At 28.9% G+C, this 18,357-nt stretch carries 15 protein-coding genes and 1 pseudogene; 9 read left to right on the top strand and 7 right to left on the bottom strand.

Annotated features, from left to right (window positions below; genetic code table 11):
- Positions 1 to 145 precede the first annotated feature (145 nt).
- Complete coding sequence (gene ptsP, locus KTF99_RS15945; protein ID WP_003537757.1) at positions 146 to 1,855, bottom strand: phosphoenolpyruvate--protein phosphotransferase; 1,710 nt, start codon at positions 1,853 to 1,855, stop codon at positions 146 to 148.
- A 248-nt stretch (positions 1,856 to 2,103) separates the two neighbouring features.
- Between ptsP and nagB the strand changes: the two genes are divergently transcribed.
- The 3 genes from nagB to metA all read left to right on the top strand — a co-directional run bounded on the left by nagB (position 2,104) and on the right by metA (position 5,231).
- Positions 2,104 to 2,835 carry a glucosamine-6-phosphate deaminase gene (gene nagB, locus KTF99_RS15940; RefSeq protein WP_022007712.1) on the top strand — a complete coding sequence of 244 codons (732 nt, stop codon included), beginning with the start codon at positions 2,104 to 2,106 and terminating at the stop codon, positions 2,833 to 2,835.
- Between the two features lie 120 nt (positions 2,836 to 2,955).
- Positions 2,956 to 4,200, top strand: a complete 1,245-nt coding sequence (locus KTF99_RS15935) for a deoxyguanosinetriphosphate triphosphohydrolase family protein (protein ID WP_008792930.1) — start codon at positions 2,956 to 2,958, stop codon at positions 4,198 to 4,200.
- Between the two features lie 89 nt (positions 4,201 to 4,289).
- The gene (gene metA, locus KTF99_RS15930) at positions 4,290 to 5,231 is read left to right on the top strand and encodes a homoserine O-acetyltransferase MetA (protein WP_003537760.1); all 942 of its coding nucleotides are present in this window, start codon (positions 4,290 to 4,292) and stop codon (positions 5,229 to 5,231) included.
- A gap of 197 nt (positions 5,232 to 5,428) precedes the next feature.
- Here metA and KTF99_RS15925 read toward each other — a convergent pair whose 3' ends face one another.
- A complete protein-coding gene (locus tag KTF99_RS15925; protein WP_117792726.1) occupies positions 5,429 to 6,259 on the bottom strand; it encodes a helix-turn-helix domain-containing protein in 831 nt (276 codons plus the stop codon).
- 174 nt (positions 6,260 to 6,433) lie between these two features.
- On the opposite strand from KTF99_RS15925, the gene KTF99_RS15920 reads away from it, so the two are divergent.
- The 4 genes from KTF99_RS15920 (at position 6,434) to KTF99_RS15905 (ending at position 12,106) form a co-directional block, all read left to right on the top strand.
- Positions 6,434 to 8,560 (top strand): glycyl radical enzyme domain-containing protein, encoded by a 2,127-nt coding sequence (locus KTF99_RS15920; protein ID WP_029482489.1) that lies wholly within the window; start codon positions 6,434 to 6,436, stop codon positions 8,558 to 8,560.
- A gap of 1 nt (position 8,561) precedes the next feature.
- Positions 8,562 to 9,323, top strand: a complete 762-nt coding sequence (locus KTF99_RS15915; protein WP_029482488.1) for a radical SAM protein — start codon at positions 8,562 to 8,564, stop codon at positions 9,321 to 9,323.
- 14 nt (positions 9,324 to 9,337) lie between these two features.
- Positions 9,338 to 10,648, top strand: coding sequence for a PTS sugar transporter subunit IIC (locus KTF99_RS15910; protein ID WP_029482487.1), 1,311 nt, complete (start codon positions 9,338 to 9,340; stop codon positions 10,646 to 10,648).
- An 84-nt stretch (positions 10,649 to 10,732) separates the two neighbouring features.
- Entirely contained in the window at positions 10,733 to 12,106 is a 1,374-nt protein-coding gene (locus tag KTF99_RS15905; RefSeq protein WP_227154669.1) for a glycoside hydrolase family 1 protein, read from the top strand.
- A gap of 931 nt (positions 12,107 to 13,037) precedes the next feature.
- On the opposite strand, the gene KTF99_RS15900 is transcribed toward KTF99_RS15905, so the two are convergent.
- The 4 genes and pseudogenes from KTF99_RS15900 to KTF99_RS15885 all read right to left on the bottom strand — a co-directional run bounded on the left by KTF99_RS15900 (position 13,038) and on the right by KTF99_RS15885 (position 14,591).
- Positions 13,038 to 13,463, bottom strand: coding sequence for a hypothetical protein (locus tag KTF99_RS15900; protein ID WP_029482486.1), 426 nt, complete (start codon positions 13,461 to 13,463; stop codon positions 13,038 to 13,040).
- A gap of 588 nt (positions 13,464 to 14,051) precedes the next feature.
- A complete protein-coding gene (locus tag KTF99_RS17710) occupies positions 14,052 to 14,207 on the bottom strand; it encodes a helix-turn-helix domain-containing protein (protein WP_226814596.1) in 156 nt (51 codons plus the stop codon).
- A pseudogene (locus KTF99_RS15890) lies at positions 14,180 to 14,296 on the bottom strand (hypothetical protein); the annotation flags it as partial. The pseudogene KTF99_RS15890 and the gene KTF99_RS17710, both read right to left, overlap by 28 nt.
- 118 nt (positions 14,297 to 14,414) lie before the next feature.
- Positions 14,415 to 14,591 carry a hypothetical protein gene (locus KTF99_RS15885; protein ID WP_155854243.1) on the bottom strand — a complete coding sequence of 59 codons (177 nt, stop codon included), beginning with the start codon at positions 14,589 to 14,591 and terminating at the stop codon, positions 14,415 to 14,417.
- A 1,473-nt stretch (positions 14,592 to 16,064) separates the two neighbouring features.
- Here KTF99_RS15885 and KTF99_RS17585 point away from each other — a divergent pair.
- The gene (locus KTF99_RS17585; protein ID WP_335755708.1) at positions 16,065 to 16,199 is read left to right on the top strand and encodes a hypothetical protein; all 135 of its coding nucleotides are present in this window, start codon (positions 16,065 to 16,067) and stop codon (positions 16,197 to 16,199) included.
- 753 nt (positions 16,200 to 16,952) lie between these two features.
- Here KTF99_RS17585 and KTF99_RS15880 read toward each other — a convergent pair.
- Positions 16,953 to 17,558: a hypothetical protein gene (locus KTF99_RS15880; protein ID WP_029482491.1), complete on the bottom strand. Its 606-nt coding sequence runs from the start codon at positions 17,556 to 17,558 to the stop codon at positions 16,953 to 16,955.
- Positions 17,559 to 17,731: 173 nt separating this feature from the next.
- On the opposite strand from KTF99_RS15880, the gene KTF99_RS15875 reads away from it, so the two are divergent.
- Complete coding sequence (locus KTF99_RS15875) at positions 17,732 to 18,121, top strand: hypothetical protein (protein ID WP_117582632.1); 390 nt, start codon at positions 17,732 to 17,734, stop codon at positions 18,119 to 18,121.
- Positions 18,122 to 18,357: the final 236 nt, after the last annotated feature.

Genomic DNA, 18,357 nt, shown 5'->3' with positions numbered 1-18,357 from the left:
ATAGCAAGCTGCCGGTTCTTTTTTTATTTACGGATACCTCTGCGTATCCTTTTTTTATTTTATATCCGGCTTTAATAATAAATTCTAAGATGGGAATATTTAGAAAAAAAGAAGGTCACTTTATTTGACCTTCGATTTTTATGTTTTATATTTCAACTGCTTCTTTAACTAATGCAACTACTTCTTCCATAGTTCCACAGTTAATAGCTTTAGCAGCTAATTCATTCATTTCAGATTTTTTCATTGATCTGATTAACTTTCTTTGAGAAAGAATAGATGTAGCAGACATAGAGAATTCATCTAGTCCTAAACCGATTAGTAGTGGTGCAGCAATTGCTTCTCCAGCCATTTCTCCACACATACCTGTCCATTTACCTTCGGCATGGGCTGAATCAATTACATGTTTAACTAAACGTAAGATTGATGGGTGGAATGGTTGATATAAATAAGAAACCCCAGATGACATTCTATCAGCAGCAAATGTGTATTGAACTAAATCGTTTGTACCAATTGAGAAGAAATCAACTTCTTTGGCAAATTGATCAGCTAACACTGCTGCAGCTGGAATTTCAATCATGATACCTACTTGTAATGTATCAGATACTTCGATTCCTTCACTAATTAATTTTTCTTTTTCTTCCATTAAGATTCCTTTAGCTTTTCTAAATTCATCTAAAGTAGCAATCATTGGGAACATAATTCTTAAATCACCATATACTGAAGCTCTAAGTAATGCTCTTAATTGAACTCTAAAGATGTCTTCTCTTTGGAAACATAAACGAACCGCTCTAACTCCTAAGAATGGATTCATCTCTTTAGGTAAATCAATTGCTTCGATTTCTTTATCTCCACCAATATCTAAAGTACGAACAACAGCAGGTTTTCCTTCTAATCCTTCAAGAACCTCTTTATAAACATTGAATTGTTCTTCTTCAGTTGGTAATTGAGCAGATTCCATATATAAGAATTCAGTTCTGAATAACCCAACTCCTTCACCGCCATTGTCTAGTACACCTTGGATGTCTTTTGGAGATCCAATATTAGCAACTAGTTCGACGTGATGATCATCTAGAGTAACAGATTTTTCATTTTTCATTTTCTTTAATTCTTCCTTGTATGCGATGAATGCTTCACGTTTAGCTTGATATTCTTTAATTTCATCATCACTAGGATTAATAATTACAATACCAGCTTCACCATCTAAAACAACCATATCAGCATCATTAGTTTCATCAGTTATTGTTTTACAAGAAACAACCGCAGGAATTTCTAATGAACGCGCCATGATTGCTGAGTGAGAAGTTCTACCACCAATATTAGTAGCAAATCCTCTAACTAAGTTTTTATTTAATTGCGCAGTATCAGATGGAGTTAAGTCATCAGCAATAATAACAACTTCTTCATCGATTAAAGCAGGATTTGGCAATGACTTACCTAGTAAGTTAGCTAATAAACGACGAGATACGTCTTTGATATCAGCCGCTCTTTCTCTAAAATAATCATCATCCATACTTTCAAACATTGCAATAAAAGTATTAGCAACTTCATCTAGAGCAGCATCAGCGTTAATCTTTTCATTTCTGATTTTATCCTCTACTTGAGTTTTTAATTCAGGATCTTGTAATACTAATGCATGAGCATCAAATACAGCAGCTTCTTCTGCAGATAAATTTTTAGCAGCAGCTTCCTTAATTGATTCTAATTCTTTTGCAGTTTGTGACATTGCATCGTCAAATTTTTTGATTTCTGCCTCAGCATCTTCTACTGTTACTTTTGTCACTGTTAAATCCGGCATTACTAGTTTGTATGCTTTAGCAATCGCGATACCACTAGATGCCCCAATACCTTTTATCATATTAAAAACACCTCCATATACATTCCTATTTTACCTTATTTTTAGCAAAAAATAAAGAAATATCGAACTGTGACTAGGTATTTTCGCGTTATGAAAAAAGGGCTTTCAAAAGGGACTTACAAATTAATAGACTTTGACAAAAAATACATGACTCGTTTTTTTCGAGTTTTGAAAAATGATTGATATTTCCGGCCTTTAACTTGAAGTTTTAAGGTAAAAATAGTATCATATAAGTGGAGGGACACAAAATGAAATTAATTATAGTTGAAAATTATGAAGAAGCAAGCATTGAAGCTGCAAAAGTTATGTTAGAAGTTGTTAAAAACAATCCAACTGCTAATTTGGGATTGGCTACGGGATCTACACCAATCAGAATGTATGAATTGATGATCGAAGATCACAAGAAGAACGGGACTTCTTATAAAGATATCAAATCATTTAACTTAGATGAATATTTTGGATTAGAAGCTACTCATCCACAAAGTTATCATTATTTTATGAATAAACATTTATTCTCTGGAATTGACATTAATCCTGAAAATGTACATGTACCAAATGGTGCTGGAGATATTCAAGTAAGTTGTGATGATTACAATAAATTATTAGCTGAAAATCCTATCGATATCCAATTGTTAGGAATTGGTTCAAATGGACATATTGGTTTTAATGAACCAGGAACTTCTTTTGATTCAGTAACTCATATGATTGAATTAAAAGAAAGTACACGTCAAGATAATGCCCGTTTATTCTTTGATGGGAAAATTGATGAAGTACCTACTCATGCGATTACTATGGGAATTTCAAATATTTTACAAGCTAAAAAAGTATTATTAGTTGCGTGTGGTGAAAATAAAGCTCAACCAATCAAAGTATTGGTTGAAGGTGAAAAAACTACAGACGTACCAGCAAGTGCACTTCAAGATCATAATGATGTTGTTGTAATTGTTGATAAAGCAGCTGCTAGTTTATTAACTAAATAATAAAAGGAAAGATTTATAAATCTTTCCTTTTTTAAAACCTTTTTTTTACCTTTAAAGAAATGTGTTTAATTTGTTTACGTAAGATAAATAACGTATAATTATTATATGGGGGTACTAAATATGACAAAAAATTTATTTAAAGAAGTAGCGATGAATGAAACAAATCCAAACTACTCAAAAGCAATATCAAGACTTGAACCATTGTATCAAAGAAGTAATGATCTACGTAGTGAGTTTGGTCGTGATTATACGAGAATTATCTTTTCTCAGGCATACCGACGTTTAAAACATAAGACACAGGTGTTTTTTGCAGTTAAGGATGATCATGTTTGTACACGTAGTGAACATGTTAACTTAGTTGAATCTGTAAGTTATACAATTGCAAATTACTTAGGTTTGAATACTGAATTAACTAAAGCAATAGCAGTAGGCCATGATTTAGGACATGCCCCATTTGGTCATGGTGGTGAACGTATTATTAACGAGCTTGCTAAAATACATGGGCTCGATTCTTTTTGGCATGAGCGCAATAGTCTTCATCTCATTGATGAAATAGAAACATTAGAAGATAATGAACATCATCGCCATAATTTAAATTTGACATATGCTATTCGTGATGGAATTATTTCTCATTGTGGAGAAATGAATCAAATGAGTATTAAAAAGCGAGATGAGTATATTGATTTACAAAATTATACTAGCCCAGGACAATACAGTCCTTATACTTGGGAAGGATGTGTTGTAAAAATGGCAGATAAGATTGCCTATTTAGCACGTGATATTGAAGACGCTTTACGTCTCAAGGTACTAAAAGAGAATAAAGTTGAAGTCTTGAAAGCTTCGCTCAATAATATTACTAGTGAATATCATTTTACAGCAATCAATAATGGAACTGTCGTTAATTATTTTATTCAAGATGTATGCAGTCATAGTAATCCAAGCGATGGAATTTCATTATCAAAAGAAGCTTTTGAAATAATGAAAACAATTATGAAGTTTAATTATCAAAATATATATTTAATTGATAGAGTACAAATTCATACTAATTATGTTAAATTGATTTTAAATTCTATTTTTGATTTCTTTATTAAATACGATTTAATGGCTCGAGATAGTAATACTAATATTATTGATGAAATTTCTAAGGATAAAGATCAATTTCCCCATGCAATCAATGGATTTATCCATTGGCTTGAAAAATATAGTGTGATGAATGGAGCAAAACGTGATTCGCTTTATCAAAATAAAGTTATTTATGATTTTATTAATGATGATAAAGCAATTATTAAAAGCATTTTAGATTATTTATCAGGAATGTCAGATGCCTATATTATTCAAATATTTAATGAGCTTATTTCATTTTAATCCATTGAAGAAATTCAATGGATTTATTATTTTTACTTAAATTATTAGAATAGATGTGGTAAACTAATCATTATTAGGGAGGTTTAAATATGCCTATTAAAATACCAAATGATTTACCAGCAAGTAAAATATTAAAAGAAGAAAATATCTTTGTGATGGATGAAAATCGTGCTTTAGCTCAACAAATTAGGCCATTGCAATTATTAATTTTAAATATTATGCCGACTAAAGTAGTAACTGAAACACAGCTTTTAAGGATGCTGTCGAATACACCACTTCAAATCGAGGTAGACTGGATTCATATGGCCAGTCATGAATCTAAAAACACACCTCAAGAACACTTATTAGCTTTTTATAAGACATTTGAGGAAATAAAAGATAATAAATATGATGGTTTGATTATTACTGGAGCACCGGTGGAAAAACTTAGGTTTGAAGATGTTGATTACTGGTTAGAGATGGAAAAGATTTTAGAATGGTCAAAAACTCATGTATTTAGCTCATTTTTTATTTGTTGGGCTTCTCAAGCAGCATTGCATTATTTTTATGGTATTGAGAAACATGAATTAAAAGAAAAACTGACAGGTGTTTATTTTCATCATACTAATGTTGATAAAATGAAGCGAAAGATACTTAGAGGCTTTGATTATCAATTTTATGCTCCTCATTCACGTTATACAACAATTATGGCAGAAGATATAGCAACGATTTCTAGTCTTGATATTTTAGCTGCTAGCGATGAAGCAGGGGTTTATTTGATTGCAGAAAAAGATGGCTCACGTTTTTTTGTAACTGGTCATCCTGAGTATGATCCTGATACATTAGATAAAGAATATAATCGTGATCTGGCAATTTCTGATCAAGCTACTATGCCTAAAAATTATTATAAAAATGATGATATGCACAATGAAATTTTAGTAAAATGGCGTTCTCATGCTTATTTATTATTTAGTAATTGGTTAAATTATTACGTTTATCAAGAAACTCCATATGATTTAAATGAGTTAGAAAGTTTAAAACTAGGTAAATAATGTAATATTGTATTTACGATAAGTTTAAAAGTTGAAGAAATAAATCTTGCTCAAATTAAGTAAATCTTCTAAGTTGGACCAGCAAATGATATGTATCAAGAATTCTAGACACATATCATTTTTGGTCCAATTTTTAGAATTGGTACAATTTGAGTAATCAGTAAATTTATATATAATTTCTAAATAATGCAGTAGAATTAAGTTTCTATTTCTTTTAAGAGTTTACTTTGAGTTTGTCTGTATCTTAGTGGTGTAAGGCCCATTGTTTTTTTGAATATTTTATCAAAATATTCAATATTATTAAATCCACATTCAAAAGCTATATTTAGAATTGATAATTCAGTAGATAAAAGGAGTTCTATTGCCTTATCTATTTTTTTTTTATTTAAATATTGGCTAGGAGTCATATTTAAATATTCATGAAATTTTTTAATTGTATATTGTTTAGAATATGGTGAGATGATAAAAATATCTTTTGTTTCTTTAATTTTATTTAAATCTTGTATTTCTAATAATAATGATTTAAACCAATTTGGATATATATTCGTATCTTTTGATTGATGATAGATTAATTCTTTTATCATTTGATATAAGAACAATTCTATATCTTTATTTAACTCATAATAAGAATCGTTGAGATTGATATCATTATAGTAATTAATTAGTTTTCTAGATTTTTCATCAGATAAGTGTCCTATTACAGTATCATTAATTAAATGAAAACCTCCAAATATAGTCTGAACTCTATTCATAATTTTGTCAGAAAAAGCTAAATTGATATATTTTAAGGAAATATTTTCATTAATAGTAACAAGTTCATGAAAAATATTTTTTTTCATTAAAATAATGTCATTTCTTTTAATAATATTAGATGTTGATGTTGTATCATTTTTGATTTCACCATCAATAATTAATGTTATTTCATAATATGTCTGATAATGTTTTCCTACTTCAGATTTTTTTCTTTTTCGGTGTTGCCAGTGAATATCTTTGCTGTTATTGATGATTTCTAGACTTAGTTCTTGCATAAAGCACCTCCATTATTTTTATTATATTATAATTTTGATTTAAATAAAATTAAAAATAAAGTTAGAAAAATAAGATAAAATGAATGCTTTGTTTAATAAAGTTTAAAAAGCGAATATATGTTAAGTATGATATACCTTGTTATGATACTCTTTATATGAAAAGGAGGTAGACAAATGAATGAAATTCAATATTTAAAAGAGTTTACGAGATTGTATAAAGAAAATAGTCATGATAAATACAATCGGGAAGTAGAATGCCATTTCTTTATGCACAAGGAAAATCGTACAAAAATAACGAGCGATGATTATTTCTTATCATGTTTTCCTAGTGCAATTTGTGGTTTTGGATCAAGAAATACTAACTTTATTTACAATTGCAAATTAGAACGATTAGCAAAATTAATCGAAGGTACACATGATGTTGAAAAAGAAGAATTAGAAGAATTGTATACGTTTTGGGCTGATGAGAATGATAAAGAACGTCTTAGAAGATATTATCCAAATGATATAAAAGAATTAATGCCATATGATGATTTTGAAAATGATTATTATACAGCGTATCCTTTATATAGATTAGGAGGAGCTTATCTTGATTTTGAAAAATTATTTGATTTAGGAATAGATGGATTGATTCATGAAATTGATTCTCAACCACTCAATAGTTTTTTAAGAGCTTGTAAGAAATCGCTTATTTACTTAAAAGAATTAATAAAACTGTATCGTGATGATGCCATGGACATTAATCCTGAATTGGCTTATACGTTAAATGAATTACTTGAACATAGACCACAAAATATGAAAGAAGCGATTCAATTAATGTGGATTTATGTAGGCGTTAGTGAAATTAGAAACTATGGAAGAATGGATAATCAATTAGCACGTTTTTTAGATGATGAACAAGATGCATATAAGAATATTGCAGAATATTTCAAGGTAATTAGACAACGAAATACGATTTACAATGGTCGTATTATTTTAGGTGGAGAGGGTCGTCATGATCTTGAAAAAGCAAACAAGATATGCAGTATAGCTCTTAAAGTTATGAAAGATTTACATTTAACTGAACCACAATTAACACTTAGGTGGTCAAAAGATATGCCTGATAGTATTTTTGATAATGCGATTGATTGTATAGAAAGTGGTTGTAGTTATCCATTATTATACAATGACACGGTTAATATTAAAAATGTCAAAGAATCAATGAATGTATCATATAAAGAAGCGGTTGATTATGTTCCTCTTGGTTGTGGTGAATATGTTTTGGATCATAAAAGCATTGGTTCACCTAATGGAATCATTAATTTAGCTAAGGTATTAGAGGGGTTGGTTAATGATGGAAAATGTATGATTACTAATAAAAAAATAGTAAAGCATTATTTAACTAAAGAACCTAATACATTTGAAGAATTATATGATGTATATAAACAAGAGTTAGATTATCAAATTGATTTGTTAGCTAAACAAGAGAAATTTGAATATGATTATATGAATAATCATTGTGGATACTTATTTAATTCTATTCTTTATGATAACTGTATTGATAGAGGTAAAAGCTTATTAAATGGTGGGATTGACTATCTAGGTGGAACTTTGGAAACCTATGGTAATGTGAATAGCGGAGATAGTTTATATGCCATAAAAAAATTAGTCTTTGATGATAAAGAAATTCGTTATAAAGATATGGTTGATGCAATTAGAAATAACTTTATTGGATATGAAGAGATTAGAGAAAAATGCCTTAATGTTATCAAGTATGGTAATGATAATCCTGAAGTAGATGAAATGATTAATGAATTAAATCAGTATGTTGCAGTCACAACAAAATCTAAATCAGAAAAATATGGATTATCTTCATATTTGATAGTTATTATAAATAATGATGCAAATTCACGATTGGGATATAGAACAGCAGCAACTTTTGATGGAAGAAAAGCTTATGAACCGTTAGCAAATGCATTAACTCCTCAAAGTGGTGCTGAAAAAAATGGTGTAACTGCTGTATTGAATACAGTGAGTAGCTTAGATGTCAATAATATGGCAGGTGCTGTCTATAATCTAAAATTAAGTCATGATTTGATGAATCAACATAAAGATATGGTTAAAGAGTTATTAAAAATTTACTTTTCATCTGGTGGCTCACAAATTATGATAAGTGTTATTAACCAAGAAGAATTAAAAGACGCGATGATACATCCAGAAAAATATCCTAATTTAATCGTTAGAGTTGGGGGATTCAGTGCTAGATTTATTGATTTATCACCCTTGGTCCAAAAAGAAATCGTAAGTAGGATGGTATATTAATTTGAAAACTTGTACAATTGTTAATATTGACAGATGTTCATTAAATGATGGTCCAGGTATCAGGACAGTTATATTTTTTAAAGGGTGTTGTTTAAGATGTATATGGTGCCATAATCCTGAAACATATCGTTTTGATATACAGGAATATGAAGAGGATGGTAGAAAAAAAACATATGGTAAGATAGTTGAGACTGATGAAATTAAAAGGATTATTTTGAAAGATATGAAATATTATCATAAGACAAATGGCGGTGTGACTCTTTCAGGAGGAGAAGCACTTTTACAGATTGATGCTGCATATGAATTAGCAAAATTTTGTAAAGACGAGAAAATAAGCTTATGTGTTGAGACAAGTGGTGCAGTGCCGTTAGAGTATATAAAAAAAATAGAGGAATATGTTGATTACTGGCTGTATGATTATAAATTAAGTGATCAAGAAAAATATTATGATTATCTTAAAACAAATTCTTCCTTAATCTTAGATAATTTAAAATATTTAATCGATAATAAAAGACATATAATTTTAAGGTGTCCAATCATCCATAAAATTAATGATAATATGGACCATTTTCAAGCAATAAGTCATTATTCTAAGTATGTATCTAGTATAGAGATTCTTCCATATCATAATTTAGGGAAAGCAAAAGCTGAAAACATCAATCTAGATAGTTACTTTTATCAAGAAAATACATCAGAAGAATTAAAAGAACTGTGGAAAAAACAGTTGAGTGAATTAGGATGTTTAAACTTTAAAATACATTAAAAGGAGAGAATAATATGAATAATTTTATTGATAAGTTTGTTGAGAAAAGTTCAAAACTTGCTAATCAAATACATCTAAGATCAATGCGTGATTCTGTTGCATTAACAATGCCATTAGCTATTTTAGCTGGCATTATGGTATTGTTAAATAGTTTGATTTTGGATCCAAATGGAGTGTTATCAAGTATTATAAATACAAATACCTTAGTTAAAGCACAAGAAGTTGGAACACATGTAACAAATGGAACATTAGGTATTTGGGCAGTTGCTTCAACAGTTGGTGTTGCTTACTGTTTATCAAAAAATAAGGGTGCTGAAGAACCATTGATTCCAGGATTTGTTGCACTATGTAGTTTTGTGACTTTAGTTCCTTTGACAACTAGTGTAACACCACTTGGAGGAAGCGAAGCAGTAGGAATAGCTAATATATTAGCTCAAACATACACAGGTGTATCTGGGATGTTTACTGGCTTAGTTGTTGGAATTACAGCCACTGAGCTATTCTTAGTAATTTCAAAAATTAAAGCTTTAAGAATTAAAATGCCAGAGTCAGTACCACCTATGGTGGCAAAGTCTTTTGATAATATGATTCCATTTATGTTGGTAGTGGTATTCTATGCAGTATTGTCATTTGTATTAGATTGTTTCTTTGGACAATCATTTAATGAATTAGTTGTAAATATTATTCAACAGCCAATTAAAGGATTAACTACTAGTTTACCAGGATTCTTGATTGCAATGGCTATTTTCAATTTATTGTTTGCAATAGGTATTCACCCTTCAGCAATTGTAGATACAGTTATTGGACCTGGTTTATTACTAGCAATTACAGAAAATATGGATGCCGTTCAAGCAGGATTGCCAGCTCAAAATATTATTAATGATTCGTTTAAACAAGTTTATGGTTTAATCGGTGGAACTGGTTGTACAATTTGTTTAATTATTGCAGTATTTGCATTCTCTAAACGTAGAGATCATAAAATGATTGCAAGTTTAGGTGTGGCACCAGGAATTTTCAATATTAATGAACCAGTTATCTTTGGATTTCCAATTGTAATGAACCCAATTATGATTATACCGTTTGTATTAGTAACACAAATAAATTTTATTTTAGCTTATATTGTTACATCATTAGGTTTGATTGAAAAATGTGTTGTTCAAATTCCATGGACAACTCCTCCAGTAATATCAGCATTTTTGTCAACTAATGGAGATATTAGAGCGGCTGTTTTCCATATTATATTGATTGTTATTGGGGTAATGATTTATTTACCATTTTTAAAAATGTCAGAAAAATCACTAAATAACCAAATTGAAGAAAATTAAATAAGAGGGGTATAACCCTCGCTTTATCCAAAATTATTAATAATATAACTACATATTAATGTTGTAGAGAACATGGAGAAGATTATGAATAAATTACCAGATAATTTCTTTTGGGGCGGTTCAGTTACTAGTTTTCAAACTGAAGGAGCAGCTTATGAAGATGGAAAAGGATTAAGTATGTATGATTTACATAAAAGGGAAAATGGAGAACCTAAATGGGATCATGGGATTGATTTTTATCATCGTTACAAAGAAGATATTGCTATGATGGAAGAATTAGGTCTTAACTTTTATCGTTTTTCTTTATGCTGGGCAAGAATCCAACCAGATGGTGAAACTAAGATAAATGAAAAAGGAATTGCCTACTATAATAATGTTATTGATGAATTACTAGCTCACGGAATAACGCCAATGATAACGCTAGATCATTATGATATACCTTTGCCATTAAAAGAAAAATACAATGGATTTTTTTCTAGAAGAGTAGTCAATGCTTTTGAAAAGTTTACAGAGATATGTGTAAAGGCTTTTGGTGATCGCGTTAAATATTGGATGACTTTTAATGAACAAAATGATTATGCAAAAGAAACTACAAAAGCGGGAGCAACTGTAGTGCCAGTAGGAATGAGCTATTCTAAATTTTTATATCAAGTAAATCATAATATTTTAATTGCACATTGTAAGGCGATTAAGATGATTAGAAAATATTATGATGACGCTAAAATTTGTGGAATGATTGCACTAACGAATTTTTATCCAAATGATAAAACACCAGAGAACTCAATGTTTTGTATGTTAGCAGATTTATACACTCATCAATTTCATGGGTATGTTTTTACTAAAGGGAGATATCCAGAATACATGATTAGATATTTTAAAAATCATCATTGTATGCCAGAATTTGAAGAGGGTGATGAAGAACTATTGAAATATACAGTTGATTTTTTAGGAGTATCATATTATCGTTCTTACACTCTTACAACAGGTGATTTTGAAGAAGACAAGCCGTTCTACGATGTTATTGAAAAGAATATTGTCAGAAATGAAAATTTAGATATAACTAATTGGGGATGGGAAGTTGATCCTGTGGGATTACGTAATAACTTAACTAATTTGTATACTAGATATGAGTTACCATTATTAATTTTAGAAAATGGTTATAGTCATCTAGAAGATTTATGCGATAATAATGAGATTAATGATGATTATCGTATAAAATTCCATCATGATCATTTAGTTGAAATGAAAAAAGCAATTGAGCTAGATGGTGTAGATTGTTTTGGGTATATTACTTGGGGTCCATTTGATATGTTAAGTAGTTCTGGAGATATGAATAAGAGATATGGTTTTATTTTTGTTAATCGTACAAACGATGATTTGCGAGATATGAAACGATTTAAGAAAAAGTCATTTGCATATATGAAAAAAGTATATAAAAGCAACGGTGAAGAAATATAACAAGAGGTGAAGTTAAAAGTTGTAAAAGGAAACAATGAGCAAAAACATGAAAAAAGTAAATACTAAACGTAATGAGTTTAGAATAGATAACACCGATGTTAAAACGATGGATCAATCTGAAAAATCCTCACAGTGGTAGTTGTTATGATAAAACAAGAAATAAATGGTATGTAAAAATCACACTTAAAAAGAAAATCTATAACTTAGGCAGATATGATACTTTGGTACATTTACCCATAAAAAGTAGAAAATTATATTTTCAATGTATCGGCAAACTGTACTGTTGTTCGGACTTGGTCTGCCTTTTCTAAAAAAAATTTCAGTAGAAAAGGCTATCGTTATGATAACCGGTATTTACAGATAATGTATATCTTCTTTTTCTATAGTGTTTTTTATTCTGGTTCTGATAAAGGTAATTGGTTTGTACAAATCCCTGTCATAGCGCTGATTGAATGAAACAATATGTCTGCGATGCAATAGGTGTATTGAACATATCCACAAAAAAAGTTTATATATATTTGCAGGTTTTCGATTCCAAAAACTATAAGAAGGGATATAAAGATACTTTTTATTAATCCTGTTTCATATCTGATGAGATATCCTAAAGGTATAAACATAATCAGATGACATACAGAATATTCAGTTTGATATAGAAGTCTATAGTATGGGTTATAGAATGTTATCATATTTCTGATGTCTTTAGTAAAATTATAATTATCACCGGGATCTATCACTACTGGAAAAAACAACACACAAAACAGTAAAGAAACATATGTGGTGGCAGCAAAACTCCAGACAATAGAGTATTTTTTGTCTCTGAAAAAAATAACTGTTAGCAAAATTACGCCTATTACAAACAGCCTATAGGGGAATACAATAATGTTATTCCCGCTATAGGCATAAAATTTAAGCAAATCAGTCAACAGTAACATTAATTTCCATATATAACACGTAATGTTGCAGAAACGTATACATTATTATAGTAGTCCGCTTTTGAACTTGTGATACGGATTTCATAATTGCCTGCAGGGAAGTCACCCCAGCTTACATACTGACCAGACTGCAAAGGTACAGATTTAATCTTACCAGTTCTGTTTCCATTGTGAAATAATTCAAATGATATGGTTTCGTTTGGGAATGAAGTGGTAGAATTTATAAATATGCTAATTCCACCGTTTGACATGACATATTCTTTAGGTGTTAATTTATAATTGCTAAAACTAACATTATAAATTACAGAATTAGCTGTTAATCCTTCAGACTCCTGCGTGATGGGCTGTGTCTCCATTGCAAATAAATTTGATGATGACATTAATGCCATCAAAGGAACTAAACATAGGCGTAATATTTTTTTCATTTTGTTCCCCTCTATTTTTGCTTATATTATAGACTATAAAAATAATTACTGATATAAAATATCAAGATAAAGTTAATTTTATATGTTCTTTATGTAATATTTTTATAACTGAAAGATATAAAGTAAAAAATTATCTTTTATCATCACATATAAAAATGATGTCAGAGCATCAGGATATTAAAGATAAGTGCTATTTTATATTATACCTATGAAGAAGTTTTTAATGAAAAAGATGTATTAAATTGAAATAGTGTGTATGTATATGGAACAAGTTCCATATGTCTAAGAGTATTGCGTGATCTGCGAAAAAGCAAGGTAATACAAGTCTCCACTTTGCTTTTTCTCTTGCTCACTCACTGGTAGAAGGTAAGGCAGGGATATTATTTGATTAGTATGCTACTCAAAAAATTATAAAAATGTGGAAAGAAAAAAATATTAGGACTGTTATTAAATTAGATAATGCTTTAGAAAATTTTCAAGTTTTGTTTGCTTATAACTCTAATTATAAGATCACACAAGAATTGTTGTAAAGAAATAGAATCTACCACTTTAAGAAATAAATGCAAAATCATAAATTTTTTAAGTATGTCAGAATTGCAGAAGTTTGTGGGTAGCCAATTTTAGAACTGGTCTGATAGGATTGCTTCGCATGACAAGATCTTTTTTGTAAATGAGTCTGTAACAACCCAGTATCTGATTGATTAAATTTTGCTGTTTCATATTAAGGTAGATTCTAAATTTAATCCCCTTTTGCCATTGAGATATTTTTGGTTTTCAATGTATTGTTTAATGACTTGTGAGGGAGCATCACTCACCGTAGATGCAAAATAGCTGTTCGTCCATCTTCAATTACTTGCGTAAATTCGATGGACATGTCTTATACTCCCATAGTTAAAGCAAGAGAGACAACACATTTGATAAATAACAGTATAAAAGAGAAATAGTTTAAACTTAATCAGTTTTTACATCAACTTCAGTATCTTTTGTATCATTTAAATTATTATACTTGTTTACAGCTATGATACATTTTGGCAGTAGAATAACTAATAATATTAAAACCACAACAATTAAAACACTTTTTAGAGTTTCTAGAAATGCATACGAATTCATATAGGCTATACCGTCCATACTATAATATCCTCCTTAGATTTATTATTTTATATCTCAATATTATTTATCATATTATAATTACGGATGTTGCTTTTATAGTAAAAATATGTAATTTTATGGAAAAATCAATTACAATATACCAGGAGAAAGATAATTTTTGCTATATTCTCTCTGGACAAATAATAGCTTGAAAAACTTTGAAAGAGGATATTTTATATCTTCCTAGACTATTGATAAAGTACATCATGTATCAAATCAATAGTTTTTTATTTGCATAGGAAAGAGAGTATGATAAAATAAAAAGGCAAGAAGATGATTTCGTCCTAGTTTGCAAAATTTGAAACTCTTTTTGCTTTTTATATATAAAGGAAAATTGAAAAAAATGGCATAATTAAGATGTAGATTAGAGTGGTAAAATATGGTAATGACAAGACGGAGTATCAAAAAGACAATATCATAATGAGTATAATAGAAGAGTTAGTACCGTAGGAACATAATGTAAGTAAACTAGATTTATACATAGATTGGGATTTTATAAAAAGATCTATACATTGATTTTGGTCGATCGGACATAGATTTAGTGTTACTTTTTAAAATGGTATTTATCGGTTGCTTTCTTCATCCATATATGAAAATTCCTCCTGTATTCTTCAAAATGGAATGATGTTACAGTTAGATAACATTCCATCATTTAAAAAAAAGATTCAAAAGAAATATCCAAAAATGTGTGTGGAGAGAATAAAAAAAAGAATTAATTACATTTAAGAAGAATTAAATATCCATTTACACGAGGATGTTTTACCAATGGCTTCAACATTAGGATAATTAGGGTCGTACTTACTAAATAAAATAAAGAGTCTTAAAGTATAAGATTATGATAGTTTCATCAGTAGTTTTGAACTGTAAGAGAAGATTAAAATCTATACTTACCTAACACCAGTGATAGTTTTCTTTTGCTTTGTATCAAATACTGCCTTGAATTTATCAATATTCATAATATGTAACCACTCTAGATATAGTATAGTTGTCTAGTCTGATATAGTTAAACCGTTATGCTGATTTGTTAACATTTTTAGACAAAGAAAAAGAACTAAGTATGAACTGAATTTCAAAAGTTGGACAGTTTATAAATAGTTCTTTTTATGATTAATCTGTTGTCCAATAGTTATTACTTCAAAAATTCCAATGAGAAAGAAGTTTATTTCATGAATCTTCTAACGATTTTACATCATTTTTATTATTTTGCTTATTAAATTCTCACATCATTATGATAAAATAATCCTCTATAAAATGCCTTAATCTTCTAAAAAATGGAACATTATGTTAATTTTATTAATAATAAAATATCGTTACAAAAGTATTAGTATTTATATATCTGGATTTTTGTGATTGAAAAAAAGTAGATATCATTTCCTGATACATATATAATACTATTTGTGAAGGTTTGACTGTATTTTTTTGTATTTTACAGTAAAAAAGTACTAAGAAATAATGCTTAGATTTGAAACGTTTGAAAGAAAAGTTTTAAAAAAATCAAAAGAAGAAATCAATGAAAAGTCAAACGTACATATGAGCCATAAAAATGAAAACCAGTCATTCAATAACTTTGATTTTATTTACGTTTAATTGGTAGTCAAAAGCTGATGTCATAGATGTTAAAACAGAAGTACATCAGGAACCAATGAACTGCCCTGAACAAATGGAACTGGAAGAATTTTTAAAGGAGTTTGAGTAACGTGGTTATATTAAAAGACAAAATGAAGATCAGTACTGAAAAGAACCTCAAAGAATATGAAACGCTTCTACAAGCTTTTAAATGCTCAAACGCTCCAAACAAAGAACAACGAAACAAGGACTGTGAGTACGCAATAAAAAAAGAACAGATACTAAGCAATCTAAAGCATTACAAAAAAGTCCGTAATGTATTTTACGAACTTTTTTGTACCAAATGTTCTTGAACCGCTGAACTATTAGAAGTGAAAAAAGATAAGTAGTCGAGAGATTTTTTTAGATTTTCGAAAGTATAAAAAACTATACATACCAACAGTTTCAAACGAAAAAACTATAGCTGTAACTATAGGAATAATGAAAGCATGTGATTTTTTCACATAACGAGAGAGGGTGGTCTAGGCGCAAGAACCCTAGACCACCCTCTCGAAAAACGTCGATACAATAGGCTAAAACAATGAAATCATAGCGTTAAAAAGTCGTGCCACTGTGGTACAACTTTTTACTTATAAATACGTATAAATAATACCCACTTATTATACCTTTTTTTGATTATGCAATTGTTAGAAACTGTTTTTATTAACAAGTTATTATTTTGATAATGCTATATAAATAATATATTTTGACAATGTTATAAATGATAACATTGTTTTATTCTATAATAAATCGACTCTGATACTTTGTAGGTGCACCATATGAAGAGAGATACGTCCATGATCCGCCATATTGTGGTTTTCTGTATACGTCATATTTTTGAACTTTATAATTTCTTGCTACTTTTAATTTTATAGCTTTACCTACTTGAGTTGATGATATGCCTACAAATACTCCACCACTAGAACCTGATACCACACCAGGAGAATATGCTACGTCAACAGATAAATATTTTCCAGCAATACTAATCCCTAAAGACCATGTTCCTGGACTTCTTGAACTATCACTCCAATAGAAACCGCTATTTTCCGAATTAAAAATAGTACCTCCTGCTGGTTGATCATAAGCATTTTTATATGGTGAAAATGAAGATGTTTGAGGGTCACCAACTTTTCTATAATCATAAGCATATGATTCTTTTGTCCGCTCAAAATAAGCTTTCATTTTTGCAATTTCTATTTCTTCAGCTGCTCTAAATTCTTCTTCTGTTGGGGTATATATAATAATATTGCTATTATCAGTACTTTCTAATGCAGAAATATTGGAAACAGGAATACAAACAAAAATCATTAGTAGAGCGATTATAATTTTAATAGATTTCATAACTTTTTCATCTCGCATATAATTTAAATATTTATTATAGCATTATCTTATATAAATATTGTAATATAAACTAGCACATTTTTCTATATAAAGTCAAAAAAATATGATTATAAGGTTATTATTTGATTTATCGTTATATAACGTAGTATAATTTTTTTGTAGGAGGAATAGATATGAAAAATAAATACAAAATAATTGTTATAGTGGTAATAGTATTTCTTCTTTCGTCTTTTTATTTCGGATACTCATTAGGAATAGATGCAGATAAACCTAATGTAATTAATAAAATATCAGGAACATATCAATTATTTAAAGGTAATGAAACATTAACAGTAACAATTGATGATCAAGATAATCTTTATTACCAAAATGGATTTGAAAATGAAAGTATTAAAATAAAAACACAAATAAATAAATTATACGAAAATTTATATTTATTTGAAAATGAGAAGCTAAGTTATAATTTAATCTTATTTAATGATAATTTTTTATTGCTTATAAATATTAATGATCAAACATACGACAAATTAGAAAAAGTTTCGAACACACAAGTTTTTTTATAAAAAAGAAGAGGTATACCCTATAATTTTGTAATTTAAATATATATATTTTCTCATTATTAATAATGTTGATTTATTAAAGTATTAAAAGTCTAATATGGCTGTTTACTGCTTTAAGGATATGAATATGGGGATATTAGTAGATTTTACTGAACATTACAATTATATTAATTAAATATGAAAACTTAATTTGTCAGTTAAAAGTAAATAATTAATGTTTGAGTGTGTAGTTCAGTTGA

It is taken from the genome of Erysipelatoclostridium sp. MSK.7.34 (assembly GCF_019041935.1).
GTDB lineage: Bacteria > Bacillota_I > Bacilli_A > Erysipelotrichales > Coprobacillaceae > Thomasclavelia > Thomasclavelia ramosa.
This window is presented reverse-complemented; position numbering and strand designations above follow the sequence as displayed.

Coding starts and splice junctions, on each gene's coding strand:
- ptsP (WP_003537757.1), bottom strand. CDS start 1,855: ATGATAAAAGGTATTGGGGCATCTAGTGGTATCGCGATTGCTAAAGCA.
- nagB (WP_022007712.1), top strand. CDS start 2,104: ATGAAATTAATTATAGTTGAAAATTATGAAGAAGCAAGCATTGAAGCT.
- KTF99_RS15935 (WP_008792930.1), top strand. CDS start 2,956: ATGACAAAAAATTTATTTAAAGAAGTAGCGATGAATGAAACAAATCCA.
- metA (WP_003537760.1), top strand. CDS start 4,290: ATGCCTATTAAAATACCAAATGATTTACCAGCAAGTAAAATATTAAAA.
- KTF99_RS15925 (WP_117792726.1), bottom strand. CDS start 6,259: ATGCAAGAACTAAGTCTAGAAATCATCAATAACAGCAAAGATATTCAC.
- KTF99_RS15920 (WP_029482489.1), top strand. CDS start 6,434: ATGAATGAAATTCAATATTTAAAAGAGTTTACGAGATTGTATAAAGAA.
- KTF99_RS15910 (WP_029482487.1), top strand. CDS start 9,338: ATGAATAATTTTATTGATAAGTTTGTTGAGAAAAGTTCAAAACTTGCT.
- KTF99_RS15905 (WP_227154669.1), top strand. CDS start 10,733: ATGAATAAATTACCAGATAATTTCTTTTGGGGCGGTTCAGTTACTAGT.
- KTF99_RS15900 (WP_029482486.1), bottom strand. CDS start 13,463: ATGAAAAAAATATTACGCCTATGTTTAGTTCCTTTGATGGCATTAATG.
- KTF99_RS15885 (WP_155854243.1), bottom strand. CDS start 14,591: ATGGACGGTATAGCCTATATGAATTCGTATGCATTTCTAGAAACTCTA.
- KTF99_RS17585 (WP_335755708.1), top strand. CDS start 16,065: ATGCTTAGATTTGAAACGTTTGAAAGAAAAGTTTTAAAAAAATCAAAA.
- KTF99_RS15880 (WP_029482491.1), bottom strand. CDS start 17,558: ATGAAATCTATTAAAATTATAATCGCTCTACTAATGATTTTTGTTTGT.
- KTF99_RS15875 (WP_117582632.1), top strand. CDS start 17,732: ATGAAAAATAAATACAAAATAATTGTTATAGTGGTAATAGTATTTCTT.